This window comes from Streptomyces sp. CCM_MD2014 (genome assembly GCF_000772045.1).
Lineage (GTDB): Bacteria > Actinomycetota > Actinomycetes > Streptomycetales > Streptomycetaceae > Streptomyces > Streptomyces salinarius.
In genome coordinates, this window is the sequence record NZ_CP009754.1 from 7,182,190 (window position 1) to 7,195,116 (window position 12,927).

A 12,927-nucleotide genomic window follows, 5' to 3' on the forward strand; every position below is an offset into this window, starting at 1 on the left:
CCGCAGTGCTGAACGATCTCGACGAACGCATCGTGCACGCCCTCGCCGAGGACGCCCGCCGCTCCTACGCGGACATCGGGCAGTCGGTCGGCCTGTCCGCGCCCGCCGTCAAACGGCGCGTGGACCGGCTGCGCGCCACCGGAGCCATCACCGGCTTCACCGTCCGCGTCGACCCCGCCGCGCTCGGCTGGGAGACCGAGGGGTTCGTCGAGATCTTCTGCCGCCGCAACACCTCGCCCGAGACCATCCAGCGGGGCCTGGAGCGCTACCAGGAGGTCGTGGCCGCGTCCACCGTCACCGGGGACGCGGACGCGGTCGCCCAGGTCTTCGCCTCCGACATGCGGCACTTCGAGCGGGTCCTGGAGCGGATCGCCGGGGAGCCGTTCGTGGAGCGCACCAAGTCCGTCCTGGTGCTCTCGCCGCTGCTGCGGCGCTTCTCGTCGGGCTCGCCCACGTAAACCGATGGGCAGGGCGCGGCGTGCCGTCTAGCATCGGTGCCATGACCTGGCGACATTGATCCACCACCTGTGGCGCCTCCTCCCGAGGGCCGCCCCGGACGCCGTACCTCCGGTGTCCGATCCGCCCCCTCGGGAAGGCCTCATGACCGTCTCACCTCCGCCCTCGCCCTCGGCCGAGCGTGCCGCCACCGCGCCCGCCGGCACCCGCCGGCTCGTGCGCACGCTGTACGCCTCCGCGTTCTGCGACGAGTTCGTCCTGCTCTACCCGGTGTACGCGCTGCTGTTCAGCGACACCGGCCTGTCCGTCTGGCAGACGACCTCGCTGTTCGCCCTGTGGTCGCTGACCGGCGTCCTGCTCGAGGTGCCCTCCGGCGCCTGGGCCGACGCCGTCTCCCGGCGGCTGCTGCTGATCCTGGGCCCGCTGCTCACCGCCGCCGGCTTCGCCCTGTGGGTGCTCGTGCCGTCCTACGGCGCCTTCGCGCTCGGCTTCGTGCTGTGGGGCGCCGGCGGCGCGCTGGGCTCGGGCGCACTGGAGGCACTGGTCTACGACGAACTGGACCGGGCCGGTGCCGCCGACCGGTACGCCCACGTCATGGGCCGGGCCCGCGCCATCGGCATCGCCGCGACCATGGCCGCCATGGGCCTGGCCGGTCCCGTGTTCGCCTGGGGCGGCTACGACGCGGTGGGCGCGGCGAGCGTGCTGGCCTGTCTGGCCGCGGCGGCGATCGCGACCCGGTTCACCGAGCACCGAACGCCCTCCGGCACCGGCGAGCGTTGGTCCGCGACCCTGCGCACCGGACTCGCCGACGCCCGCGCCGACCGGTCCGTGCGCGGCGCGCTGCTCCTCGTACCGGTCGTCACGGCGGTGTGGGGCGCGCTCGACGAGTACACGCCGCTGCTCGCCCGGGACACGGGTGTGGCCGCCGAGAGCGTGCCCTGGCTGCTGCTGGTGATCTGGACGGGTGCCACGGCCGGCAGCCTGCTGGCCGGTCCCGCGGAACGCCTGACCGGCAACGGTTTCGCCGCGCTGCTCACCGGTTCCGCGCTCGCCCTGGCCGCGGGCGCCCTGGCGGGCACACCCGTTGCCCTGGTCCTGGTCGCGGTCGCCTTCGGAGGCTTCCAGCTGGCGACCGTCCTGGCCGACGTCCGCCTTCAGCGGCGTATCGACGACACCGGGCGGGCCACCCTGACCTCGGTCGCGGGTCTCGGCAGCGAGCTGGGCACCCTCGCCACCTACGCCGCCTACGGGGCGGCGGCCACGGCATGGGGCCACGGCACCGCGTTCGCGCTCTCCGCTGTGCCGTACCTCCTGACGGCGCTGGTCCTGGCCGGTGCCGTCCGGACCGCAGCCGCGGCTGCCAGGGCTCGACGTCGAAGTCGCCGGTCCCCTTCCTGACCTTCTCGAACGGCGCCGTCCCCACGCACCGGGGCAGCTCCCCGCCCTCCGCGCTGCTGCCCGTCGCCGCCCGGCTGTAGGGCGTGTCGTTTGGATCATGCCGGTGGCGGCCACAAGCGCCGTCGCCTGGAACCGACCTGCTCCAAACGACGCCCCCTAGACGAGCCGGTGGTGGCGGCCCAGGTCGTGGACGGTGCTGCCGACCCGCTTCCCCTCGGCACCGGGAAGGTCGGAGTCGGTGACGACGCCGGAGACGGCGGCCACGTCACCGCCGGTCAGGAGACGGTCCACGGTGGCCTCGGCCCGGGCGCCCTTGCCGTTCAGGCAGTGGCTGAACGCGAAGGACCGGTGGCATCGAGGGGGCCGGCCCCGTCCTCGGCCGCCGGATGGGCGTCGAGGGTGAAGGTGATGTCGTCCCCCGCCGACCGGTACAGCTTGGCCGTGCCGGTCAGCGCGGCGGCCTCCCTCGGGGAGGGCCGTCGTGCGGGCCCCCGCGGGGGCCGTCGGCGACGGCCGCGCCGGTGGTGGCGGCGGTGAGCAGCAGGGCGGCGCAGAGCACGGCGGTCGCGGTACGGCGCTTCATGGCGGGTCGTCTCCCGTGAGGTCGAAGCCGGTGAACCGAACGGTCACCACTGTCCCGGCGCCGCGTCCGCACCACATCGGGCTCAGGGTGGGGCACCACCTCCGCCGCGCGGCGGGGAGGGACGGGCCCGCTCTGCTTCCCGGGGAGGACGGGAGCGCCCGCCGGGGGCGCAACGAATCGCCGACTGGTGCCGGGTGCACGCAACGAACCGCTCACCGGCGCGCAACGGGTCCGTCTTGTCCGGCCGAGTCCGCCGACCGTACCGTCTATCTGGCCCCCCGAACCCCCTCCGACCGATGAGGATCACGCATGCGCACCGCCCTGCTCCAGAGCTCCGGCCGCCCCGGTTCCACCGTCGAGAACCTCAAGGTCCTCGACGAGGCCGCGGGCCGCGCCGCCGCCGCGGGAGCCGCGCTGCTCGTCACCTCCGAGCTGTTCCTGACCGGATACGCCGTCGGCGACGACATCGGCGTCCTCGCCGAGCCCGCCGACGGCGACTCGGCCGACGCCGTCGCGGAGATCGCCGGGCGCCACGGCCTGGCCGTCGCCTACGGCTACCCCGAGCGGGACGGAGAGCGGGTCTTCAACTCCGTCCAGCTCGTCGCCGCCGACGGCACCCGCCCGGCGAACTACCGCAAGACCCACCTCTTCGGCTGCTTCGAGCGCGACCACTTCCACCCCGGCGAGCAGCCCGTCGTCCAGGCCCGGCTGGACGGCCTCACCGTCGGCCTGATGATCTGCTACGACGTGGAGTTCCCGGAGAACGTCCGCGCCCACGCCCTGGCCGGCACCGACCTGCTGCTCGTCCCGACCGCGCAGATGCACCCCTTCCAGTTCGTCGCCGAGTCCGTCGTGCCGGTGCGGGCCTTCGAGAACCAGATGTACGTCGCGTACGTCAACCGCGTCGGCCCCGAGGGCGAGTTCGAGTTCGTCGGCCTGTCCACCCTCGCGGGCCCCGACGGCATCGCCCGCGCCCGGGCCGGGCGCGCCGAGGAGCTGGTCCTCGCCGACGCGGACCCCGCCTTCCTGGCCGCGTCCCGCGAGGCCAACCCGTACCTGAGGGACCGCCGCCCCGGCCTCTACGGCGCCCTCGCCTGAGTCCCGCACCGCGCGTCCCGCCCCCCGTTCCACCCCTGCAAGGAGTCCGTACCCCATGACGTCCACCGTGCCCAACGCGATCGAGCACGCAGACGAGCAGCAGCCGCCGATCACCATGTTCGGGCCGGACTTCCCGTACGCGTACGACGACTTCCTCGCCCACCCCGCCGGACTGGGCCAGATACCCGCCACCGAGCACGGCACCGAGGTCGCCGTCATCGGCGGCGGCCTGTCCGGCATCGTGGCCGCCTACGAGCTGATGAAGATGGGCCTCAAGCCCGTCGTCTACGAGGCCGACCGGATCGGCGGCCGGCTGCGCACCGTCGGCTTCGAGGGCTGCGACCCGTCGCTCACCGCCGAGATGGGCGCGATGCGCTTCCCGCCGTCCTCCACCGCCCTCCAGCACTACATCGACCTGGTGGGCCTGGAGACCCGGGCCTTTCCCAACCCGCTGGCCGAGGCGACCCCCTCGACCGTCGTCGACCTCAAGGGCGAGTCGCACTACGCCGAAACCCTCGACGACCTGCCGCAGGTCTACCGGGACGTGGCCGACGCCTGGGCGAAGTGCCTCGAAGAGGGCGCCGACTTCTCCGACATGAACCGCGCCCTGCGCGAGCGCGACGTCCCCCGCATCCGCGAGATCTGGGCGAAGCTGGTCGAGAAGCTCGACAACCAGACCTTCTACGGCTTCCTCTGCGACTCCGAGGCCTTCAAGTCCTTCCGGCACCGCGAGATCTTCGGCCAGGTCGGCTTCGGCACCGGCGGCTGGGACACCGACTTCCCCAACTCCATCCTGGAGATCCTCCGCGTCGTCTACACCGAGGCCGACGACCACCACCGGGGCATCGTCGGCGGCTCCCAGCAGCTGCCGCTCAGGCTCTGGGAGCGCGAGCCGGACAAGATCGTCCACTGGCCGCACGGCACCTCGCTGAAGTCCCTCCACGTGGACGGCGAGCCCCGCCCGGCCGTGACCCGGCTGAACCGCACCGCCGGCAACCACATCACCGTGACCGACGCCGACGGCGACATCCGCACGTACCGGGCGGCGATCTTCACCGCCCAGTCCTGGATGCTGCTGTCGAAGATCGCCTGCGACGACTCCCTCTTCCCGATCGACCACTGGACCGCGATCGAGCGGACCCACTACATGGAGAGCTCCAAGCTCTTCGTGCCGGTCGACCGGCCCTTCTGGCTCGACAAGGACGAGGAGACCGGCCGGGACGTCATGTCGATGACGCTCACCGACCGCATGACCCGCGGCACCTACCTGCTCGACGACGGCCCGGACAAGCCCGCCGTCATCTGCCTCTCCTACACCTGGTGCGACGACAGCCTGAAGTGGCTGCCCCTGTCCGCGAACGAGCGGATGGAGGTCATGCTGAAGTCGCTCGGCGAGATCTACCCGAAGGTCGACATCAGGAAGCACGTCATCGGCAACCCGGTGACCGTCTCCTGGGAGAACGAGCCGTACTTCATGGGCGCGTTCAAGGCCAACCTGCCCGGCCACTACCGCTACCAGCGGCGTCTGTTCACCCACTTCATGCAGGAGGAGCTGCCCGAGGACAAGCGGGGCATCTTCCTCGCCGGCGACGACATCTCCTGGACGGCCGGCTGGGCCGAGGGCGCCGTCCAGACCGCGCTGAACGCGGTCTGGGGCGTCATGCACCACTTCGGCGGGGAGACCGACGCGACCAACCCCGGCCCGGGCGACCTCTACGAGGAGATCGCGCCGGTCGAGCTCCCCGAGGACTAGGAGGTCTTTCCCCCCGGCCTCAGATTCCGGCCGCCCGGGCCTTCTCGTAGATCCGGGCGGCGACGTCCTTGAGCTCCTCGGCGTCGCGCGCGGTGCTCTGCACGTCGATGAGGATCTCGTCCAGGCCGATCTCGGCGTGCGCGGCCAGGTCCTCGACGATCTGGTCGACGCCGCCCTGGAAGGGGCGCCGGTCGGAGCCCTCGTGGTTCGTCGCGCTGTAGCGGGTGTTGACCCGCAGCACCGTCCGGATCGGCCGTGTGCGACCCCGCTCGGCGGCCAGGTCCCGCAGCTCCCGCAGCTGCGCGGCGACGGTCTCGGCGCCGATGCCGGTCGGCAGCCACCCGTCGGCGTGGTCGACCAGGCGGCGCCGGGCCCGGCCGCTGCCGCCCGCCGCCAGCAGGATCGGGATCGGCCGGGCCGGTTTGGGACCGACCACGGCGGACGCGATCTTCGTGACCTCGCCGTCGTACACCACCGGGTCCGGGCCCCACACCGCGCGGCACACCCCGATCAGCTCGTCCAGGGCCGCACCGCGTTCGGCGAACGGCCGCACGGAGGCGGCCGCGTACTCGTCGTGGGACCAGCCGGTGCCGAAGCCCGCCAGCACCCGGCCGCCGCTCGCCGCGTCCAGCGAGGCCAGCGCCTTGGCCAGCTGGAAGGGGACGTGCAGCGGGGCGACCAGCACGCTCGTGCCCAGCAGCGCCCGTTCGGTGGCCGCGGCGGCCAGGGCGAGGGTGACCAGCGGCTCCGCCACACTCCGGTACGTGTCCGGCCAGGGCAGCCCCTCGACGCCGTACAGCCCCTGGGTCGCGGGCTCGGGGAACAGGGCGCGCTCGAACACCCACAGGCTCTCGAAGCCCATCTCCTCCGCCGCGCGCGCCACGTCGGGGACGTCCTTGCCGATGTCGTACTGCCGCATCTGCGGGAGGCCGAGTCCGAGCCGGGTCGTCATGCCGGGTGCTCCTTCGCATTCGGGGGTGCGATGCCGGCCGTGGACCGCACGGTGCGCACGGCCACCGGTTTCAACGTACAACGATCGCGGGGGAGTTCCGGAGGCGCACATACCGGAACCGGCCGGATCAGTCCCGCAGCGGGGTGAGCAGCATGCGGCCCGCGAAGCCCACGGCGGCGTCCAGCCCTTCGGTGAACTCCCCGGCGACGTCCGGCAGCCGGCGCAGCGCCCACAGCGCGCGGGCCGCCGCCCAGGCGGCCTCGCGGGCGCGCTCCAGGCTCCAGGAGCCCAGCAGATGGGTCAGCGGGTCGGCGATCTGGAGCAGGTCGGGACCCGGCATCAGCTCGTCGCGGACGCGTTCCTCCAGCGAGACGAGGAGGTCACCCACGCGGTCGAACTCGTCCTCCAGGTCGGCGGGTTCGCAGCCGAGCGTACGACAGGTGTCCACCACGGCCAGCGCGAGATCGTGGCCGATGTGCGCGTTGATGCCCGCCAGCGCGAACTGCAGCGGCCGTACCCCGGGATGGCGGCGGAACTGGAACAGGGGGCGCCAGCAGGCGGGCGGACGGCGGTCCTCCGCCGCCGCGTCCACGGCGGCCAGATAGCGCTCCGCGAACCGCACGTCCAGCGCGGTCGCGGCTCCGGGGTCCGCGAACCGGCCGCCGTCGATGTGCCGGTCCACGGCCTCCGTGACGGCGAGGTAGACGCGGTTGAAGACCGCGAGACCGTCCCCGGCCGGCAGCGCCGCGTCGAGGGCGCGCATCCGGGACAGCACGTCGTCCACGGTCGGGGCAGCCGTCGGGACTTGCTCGCAGTGCGCCATGGCGGCAGCGTCGCAGCTTTAGGCTGACGGCGGTGCCGGCGGGCCCGACGCTTCCCCAGAACGGGGGAACGCGCCCGTCGCGCGGGGGAGGGGGACCGTACGTGTCAGGCCTTCGTGCCCGGCGGCAGACCGTCCGCAGGGCCGGGCGCAGGCGTGCCGCGGGCCGCGGCGCGATGGTCGCGGTGGCGTCCGTCGTGGTGGCGGTCGGTACCGCCACCGGCATGCTGACCGCGCTCGGCGACGACGGCGGCGGGCATGACGCGGCCGCGGCGCGGCCGCGGGAGACGACGTCGCCGCGGTGGGACGCGCCGCCCGGCACCCCGCCCCCGGCACCCCCGCCGTCGCCCTCCGCCTCGCCGACGGAGCCGAAGGCGAGTCCCTCCGTGCCGCCGAGAAGGACGTCCGCGAGCCCCGCCGAGCAGAGGCCGCGGCCCACGGCCACCGCCGCGCGCCTCTACCGGCACCCCGACTCGCAGGTCCTCGACTGGGTCCGGGCGCACCCCGGCGATCCGCGCCACGACGTGATCGCCGCCCGGATCGCCGACCGTCCGGCCGCCGTCTGGTTCGCCGACCACACCCCGGCCACCATCACCTCCCGGGTCCGCGCCGTGACCGCCGCGGGCGCCGCCCAGGGACGGGTTCCGGTCCTCGTGCCCTACGCGATCCCCGACCGCGACTGCGGCGGCCACTCCGAGGGCGGCGCGCCCGACCTCGACGCCTACGACGCCTGGATCGACCGCTTCGCCGCCGGGCTCGGCTCCGGCGAGGTGATCGTCGTGCTGGAACCCGACTCCGTGGCCCAGTCCGCGTGCCTGTCCGCCGGTGAGCGCGCCGACCGCTTCGCCTCCCTGGCCCGGGCGGGGCGGGTGATGAAGGACGCCAACCCCCGTGCCCGGGTCTACTACGACGCCGGCCACTCCGGCTGGCACGCGCCCGCCGAGCAGGCCGGCCGGCTCAGGCAGGCCGGTGCCGCCTCGGCCGACTCCTCCGACGGGGTCTTCAGCAACGTCTCCAACTTCCACGCCACCGCCGACGAGATCGCCTACGACCGCGCCGTCCTCGACGCCCTCGGCGGTCCGGCGAGCCTCGGCGCCGTCATCGACACCAGCCGCAACGGCAACGGCGCCCCGCCCGACGGCGAGTGGTGCGACCCGGCCGGCCGCAGGATCGGCCGCGCACCGACCCTGAGCACCGGCATGGGACGCGTCGACGCCTACCTGTGGGTCAAGCTGCCCGGCGAGTCCGACGGCTGCAAGGGCGAGCCGGGCACGTTCACCCCCTCCTACGCCTACGACCTGGCGCGCTGAGCCCCGCCGTCGTCGCCGTCGCCGCCGGAACCGGTCTTCGCGTCGTAGGACGACGTGCCCTCGTCCAGCAGCGGCTGCTGCGTCTTGAGGTGGGCCGGGGCGAAGGCGCGCAGCGCGTGGTAGCCGGTGATGACGACCAGGGTGCCGAGCGCGATGCCGCTGAGGGAGAACGTGTCGGTGAACTCCATGCTGACGTTGCCGACGCCGATGATGATGCCCGCGGCGGCCGGCACCAGGTTCAGCGGGTTGCGCAGATCCACCTTGGCGTTGATCCAGATCTGCGCGCCGAGCAGCCCGATCATGCCGTACAGGATGACGGTGATGCCGCCGAGCACGCCGCCCGGGATCGCCGCCACGACCGCGCCGAACTTCGGGCAGAGGCCGAAGAGCAGGGCGAAGCCCGCCGCGGCCCAGTAGGCGGCGGTCGAGTAGACGCGGGTCGCCGCCATCACGCCGATGTTCTCGGAGTACGTGGTGTTGGGCGGGCCCCCGACCGCGGTGGAGAGCACCGAGCCGATGCCGTCGGCCGAGATCGCCGTGCCCAGCTTGTCGTCCAGGTTGTCGCCGGTCATCTCGCCGACCGCCTTGACGTGCCCGGCGTTCTCCGCGATCAGGGCGATGACGACGGGGAGGGCGACCAGGATCGCCGACCACTCGAAGCTCGGCCCGTGGAACGACGGCAGCCCGATCCAGTCGGCCCGGCCCACGGCGGAGAAGTCGAGGCGCCAGTGGTCGGTGAGCTTGCCGCTGCCGTCCACCGAGTGGATCTTCCCGAAGATCCGGTCGAGCGCCCAGGACAGGACGTACCCGAAGACCAGCCCCAGGAAGATCGCGATCCGGGACCAGAAGCCGCGCAGGCACACCACGGCCAGGCCGGTGAACAGCATCACCAGCAGCGCCGTCCACTGGTCCTGCGGCCAGTAGGTGGAGGCGGTGACCGGGGCCAGGTTGAAGCCGATCAGCATCACCACCGCGCCGGTGACGACCGGCGGCATCGCGGCGTGGATGATCCGCGCCCCGAACCGCTGCACGGCGAGCCCCACCAGGAACAGCGCGAGGCCGACCACCAGGACCGCGCCGGTCACCGTGGCGCTGGTGCCGCCCTGCGCCCGGATCACCGCGGCGACGCCGACGAAGGAGAGCGAGCAGCCGAGGTAGCTGGGCACCCGGCCGCGGGTGGCGAGCAGGAAGATGACGGTTGCCACGCCCGACATCATGATCGCGAGGTTGGGGTCGAGGCCCATCAGGACCGGAGCCACGAAGGACGCCCCGAACATGGCCACCACGTGCTGGGCGCCGAGCCCGGCCGTGCGGGGCCACGAGAGCCGTTCGTCGGGGCGGACCACCGCTCCGGGGGCGGGTACCTTCCCGTCCCCGTGCAGCTTCCAGCGCACGCCGAGGTCCATGGTGAGGTTTCGCTTTCTCTGTACGTGAGGACTGTCCGGACCATTGTCGGGGGTGCCCGGTCGTGCGGTTGACCTGCACCCTTCCCCGAGGGGCGTCCTGAGCGTCCGCTTAGGATGGTCCCGGTCCCCCGTACGACGACGCCGCGCGTACCACCACGCACCACCCAGGAGCCCCCCGTGACCGCCGAAGCGCCCGCCGCCCCCGTCCCGTCCGCCCTGCCGTACGGCCGGCTCGTCCCCGTCACCGTCCACTTCGACGACCTGGACGCCCTCGGGCTGCTGCACAACGCCCGCTACCCCGTGCTGGTCGAGCGGGCCTGGACCGAGCTGTGGGCCGGGCACGGCGTCCGGTTCGAGGGCGACTGGGACGCGGCCGGCGACGCCTGCAACGCGGTCAGGGAACTGACGATCGGCTACGAGGCGCCGGTCACCCGGCCGGGCACGTACGCCGTCCACCTGTGGCTGGACCGGCTCGGCACCACCGGGCTGACCTACGGCTTCCGGTTCTGCTCGGCGGACGGCGCCGCCACCTACGCCCGCGGCGCCCGGGTGCTGGTGCGGCTGGACTCCCGGACGCTGCGTCCGGCGCCGTGGAGCGAGGCGTTCAGGACCGCCGGCCGGGCACTTCTGCGGCCGACGGACTGATCGTCGGCCGGTTCCGGTCCCCGGCCCGCAGCACCCGTGCGAACACCACGAGGCAGCAGGCCAGCACGGTCACCAGGCCGAAGGACACCACCAGGCTGGTCGCCTGGGCCAGACCGCCGATCGCGCTCGGCGCCACCAGGCCCGAGGTGTACGTGATGGTGGCGACGCCCGCGATGGCCAGGCTGGGGTTGGAGCCGGCGCGGCCGGCCGCGGCGAAGCAGAGCGGGACGACCACGGCGATGCCGAGCCCCATCAGTGCGAAGCCGGTCATCGCCACCGCCGGATGGCCTCCGACCACGACCAGCAGCCCGCCGAGGGTGGCCAGCACCCCGCTCACCCGGACCGTGCGCACCGCGCCGAACCTGTCCACCACCTTGTCGCCGACGAGCCGGCTCAGCGCCATGGTCAGTGTGAAGCCCGTCGTGCACGCCGCCGCGAGACCGGCCGAGGTCTCCAGCTCGTCCCGCAGGTAGACCGCCGACCAGTCCAGGCTCGCGCCCTCGGCGAAGACCGCGCAGAAGCCCACCGCGCCGATCAGCAGCGCCGACCTCGGGGGGAGCGCGAACCGGGGCGGCGGGTCCTCGTCCTCGGCGGGCTGCAGGTCCAGCACCCACGCGCAGGCGACCAGGCCCGTCACGGTCAGCACGGCGGCGGCGAGGACGTGATGCGTGCGGGCGTCCGTGCCCAGGTGGGCGGCGAGCGTGCCGGCCGCCGATCCGATCAGCGCGCCCGCGCTCCACATGCCGTGCAGCCCGGACATGATCGACTTGTCGAGGCGGTTCTCGATCTCGACGCCGAGCGCGTTCATCGCCACGTCCGACATGCCCGCCGCGGCCCCGTAGACGAACAGGGCGAGGCACAGCGCGACCAGGTTCGGGGCGAGGGAGGGCAGCACCAGCGCCAGCGTCCACAGCGCCAGCAGGAAGCGCAGGGCGGTCCGGGCACCGAAACGGTGCGTGACCCGGCCGGCCAGCGGCATGGCGAGGGAGGCGCCGAGCGCGGGGAAGGCGAGCGCCAGCCCCAACTGGCCCGCGCTCACGTCGGCGTGGTCCTGGATCCACGGCACGCGGGTCGCGAAGGAGCCGGTGACGGAGCCGTGCACGGCGAACACGGCCGCCACCGCGTACCGGGCGCGCTTCACCTCGCCTCGCCCGTAGGTCCCTGTGCTCATGGTCCACCCCTCCGTGTCCTCGGTGCGCGGCAGCGTGTGGCAGCGCGCGGCGTAAACTATCAGGGAGCCTGCCTGATAGATAGTGCATTACCGGCGTGAGCCTCCGCGCCACCGATCTGGAAGGATCCCGGCATGCCCGCATCCCCGAGCACCGCCCGGGCCATCAACGACCGGCTCGCCCTCCATCTGCTCCAGCAGGAGGGCCCGTTGACGGCAGGCCAGTTGAAGAGGCTGACCGGCCTGTCCCGGCCCACCGTCGCCGACCTCGTCGAACGCCTCACCGCGTCCGGACTGATCGAGGTGGCCGGGGAGTCCGGCGAGCAGCGCCGCGGGCCCAACGCCAAGCTGTACGGCATCGTCGCCGAGCGCGCGTACCTCGCCGCCCTCGACGTGCGCACCGAGGGCGTCGCCGTGCTCGTCTCCGACCTGCTCGGCCGGGTCCTCGCCGAGGGCTCCGTGCCCATCGACGACCACTCCGGCACCGGTCCCGCGGTGGAGCAGGCGGTGAGCCTGGTCGAGCGCGCGGTGAAGGAGGCCGGCGCCGACCGGCTGCACACCGTCGGCATCGGCGCGCCCGGCCTGATCGACCCCGTCGGCGGCGAACTGCGCGACTCCTCCGGGCTGCCCGAGTGGCACCGCCGGCTGATGGCCGCGCTCCAGGAGAAGTTCCCCGAGGCCCGGGTCGGCGTCGAGAACGAGACCAACCTCGCCGCCCTGGCCGAACAGCGCGACGGCGCGGCCCGGGACCGCGACACCTTCGTCCTGCTGTGGCTGGGCCTCGGCATCGGCGCCGCCGTCGTCCTCGACGGCACCCTGCGCCGGGGTGTCTCCGGGGGAGCGGGCGAGATCGGCTTCATGCCGGTGCCGGGCACCGCGGGCCTGCCGTCCGCCACCGACTGCGACGGCGGCTTCCACTCCGTGGCGGGGGCGGCGGCGGTGACCGTTCTGGCGGCGGAGCACGGGCTGACGGCACCGCCCACCGGGCCCGAGCCGGACGCCGCCGCCCTGGTCAGGGAGGCGGTACGCCGTTCGGCCTCCGGCGCCGATCCGGCCGCCGAACGGTTCCTCGACGCCCTCGCCGACCGCGTCGTCCTGGGTGCCGCCGCCGTCGTCTCCGTCCTCGACCCCGGCTGCCTGGTCCTCGCCGGCGAGATCGGCCGGGCCGGCGCCGACGCCCTCGCCGACCGGGTCCAGCACCGCCTCGCCCGGATGTCGCCGCTGGCCACGGAGGTACGGCCCAGCACCCTGGGCGGCGGCGCGGTCCTGCGCGGCGCCCTGCTGACCGCCCGCGACCGGGCCCAGGACGACCTCTTCGCCCCACCGGAGCGGTAACCC

The 12,927-nt window shown here is 73.7% G+C and carries 11 protein-coding genes and 1 pseudogene; 7 read left to right on the plus strand and 5 right to left on the minus strand.

Annotated features, from left to right (window positions below):
* Nucleotides 1-5 precede the first annotated feature (5 nt).
* The gene (locus NI25_RS32045) at nt 6-458 is read left to right on the plus strand and encodes an Lrp/AsnC family transcriptional regulator (protein ID WP_003977367.1); all 453 of its coding nucleotides are present in this window, start codon (nt 6-8) and stop codon (nt 456-458) included.
* A 142-nt stretch (nt 459-600) separates the two neighbouring features.
* Nucleotides 601-1,854 (plus strand): MFS transporter, encoded by a 1,254-nt coding sequence (locus tag NI25_RS32050; RefSeq protein ID WP_061445796.1) that lies wholly within the window; start codon nt 601-603, stop codon nt 1,852-1,854.
* On the opposite strand, the pseudogene NI25_RS40845 reads toward NI25_RS32050, so the two are convergent.
* Nucleotides 1,805-2,437 (minus strand): annotated as a pseudogene (locus NI25_RS40845) (hypothetical protein); the annotation flags it as partial. The gene NI25_RS32050 and the pseudogene NI25_RS40845 overlap by 50 nt on opposite strands.
* Nucleotides 2,438-2,746: 309 nt before the next feature.
* On the opposite strand from NI25_RS40845, the gene NI25_RS32060 reads away from it, so the two are divergent.
* Together NI25_RS32060 and NI25_RS32065 are read left to right on the plus strand one after the other, a co-directional pair.
* Nucleotides 2,747-3,535: a carbon-nitrogen hydrolase family protein gene (locus NI25_RS32060; RefSeq protein ID WP_061445797.1), complete on the plus strand. Its 789-nt coding sequence runs from the start codon at nt 2,747-2,749 to the stop codon at nt 3,533-3,535.
* 55 nt (nt 3,536-3,590) lie between these two features.
* Nucleotides 3,591-5,288, plus strand: a complete 1,698-nt coding sequence (locus NI25_RS32065) for a flavin monoamine oxidase family protein (protein ID WP_061445798.1) — start codon at nt 3,591-3,593, stop codon at nt 5,286-5,288.
* Nucleotides 5,289-5,307: 19 nt separating this feature from the next.
* Here NI25_RS32065 and NI25_RS32070 read toward each other — a convergent pair whose 3' ends face one another.
* Together NI25_RS32070 and NI25_RS32075 are read right to left on the minus strand one after the other, a co-directional pair.
* Complete coding sequence (locus NI25_RS32070) at nt 5,308-6,240, minus strand: LLM class F420-dependent oxidoreductase (protein WP_061445799.1); 933 nt, start codon at nt 6,238-6,240, stop codon at nt 5,308-5,310.
* Between the two features lie 127 nt (nt 6,241-6,367).
* Entirely contained in the window at nt 6,368-7,063 is a 696-nt protein-coding gene (locus tag NI25_RS32075) for a DUF5995 family protein (RefSeq protein ID WP_061445800.1), read from the minus strand.
* Between the two features lie 173 nt (nt 7,064-7,236).
* On the opposite strand from NI25_RS32075, the gene NI25_RS32080 reads away from it, so the two are divergent.
* Complete coding sequence (locus tag NI25_RS32080) at nt 7,237-8,370, plus strand: glycoside hydrolase family 6 protein (RefSeq protein ID WP_061445801.1); 1,134 nt, start codon at nt 7,237-7,239, stop codon at nt 8,368-8,370.
* Here NI25_RS32080 and NI25_RS32085 read toward each other — a convergent pair.
* The gene (locus tag NI25_RS32085; protein WP_061445802.1) at nt 8,352-9,776 is read right to left on the minus strand and encodes a uracil-xanthine permease family protein; all 1,425 of its coding nucleotides are present in this window, start codon (nt 9,774-9,776) and stop codon (nt 8,352-8,354) included. The two genes, NI25_RS32080 and NI25_RS32085, sit on opposite strands and share 19 nt — an antisense overlap.
* A 177-nt stretch (nt 9,777-9,953) precedes the next feature.
* Here NI25_RS32085 and NI25_RS32090 point away from each other — a divergent pair, with 177 nt between their 5' ends.
* The gene (locus tag NI25_RS32090) at nt 9,954-10,421 is read left to right on the plus strand and encodes an acyl-CoA thioesterase (protein WP_061445803.1); all 468 of its coding nucleotides are present in this window, start codon (nt 9,954-9,956) and stop codon (nt 10,419-10,421) included.
* Here NI25_RS32090 and NI25_RS32095 read toward each other — a convergent pair.
* A complete protein-coding gene (locus NI25_RS32095) occupies nt 10,381-11,592 on the minus strand; it encodes an MFS transporter (protein ID WP_061445804.1) in 1,212 nt (403 codons plus the stop codon). The two genes, NI25_RS32090 and NI25_RS32095, sit on opposite strands and share 41 nt — an antisense overlap.
* A 132-nt stretch (nt 11,593-11,724) precedes the next feature.
* Between NI25_RS32095 and NI25_RS32100 the strand changes: the two genes are divergently transcribed.
* Nucleotides 11,725-12,924 (plus strand): ROK family transcriptional regulator, encoded by a 1,200-nt coding sequence (locus tag NI25_RS32100; RefSeq protein WP_061445805.1) that lies wholly within the window; start codon nt 11,725-11,727, stop codon nt 12,922-12,924.
* Nucleotides 12,925-12,927 lie beyond the last annotated feature (3 nt).